At 38.8% G+C, this 417-nt stretch carries 1 protein-coding gene; it reads right to left on the minus strand.

Annotated features, from left to right (window positions below; genetic code table 11):
- On the minus strand, positions 1-417 hold a 417-nt coding region (locus tag R0K30_RS21135), incomplete at both ends, for a hypothetical protein (RefSeq protein ID WP_410612720.1).

A 417-nucleotide genomic window follows, 5' to 3' on the forward strand; every position in this document is an offset into this window, starting at 1 on the left:
ATTTCGTAACGCCCTAACATGTCTTTATATAATGACTGTTTAACATCGTAGTCACGCTCGAGCTTTCTAAGTTGTTTTTCTATATCACTGGTTACTAGTAAGCGCTCGCTCACTGAATTGACTTGTTTTTCTAACATGTCGTATTCTTGCTGGTGCTGCAGAACATTATTTTTAGCTTCTTCTAGAGCGAGTATTTGTGACACCAACACATTACTTTCATTGTCATTTCCACTGGGTAAGGTATTAGCCATTTGCCAAAGCTGATCAATATTAGTGGCATCAAGGCCTTTACCACTTTCAATTAACGCTTGTTGCCGTGCTCTAATGCTGAGTAGTTCGCGCTTTTTTGAAACCACTTTGCTGTGTTTATCGGTATAGCGGGTTTTTAAAAAACTGAGCTCTGATTCTGCAGTAATT

The organism is Bacillus sp. SIMBA_154 (assembly GCF_046536015.1).
Lineage (GTDB): Bacteria > Bacillota > Bacilli > Bacillales > Bacillaceae > Bacillus > Bacillus pumilus_P.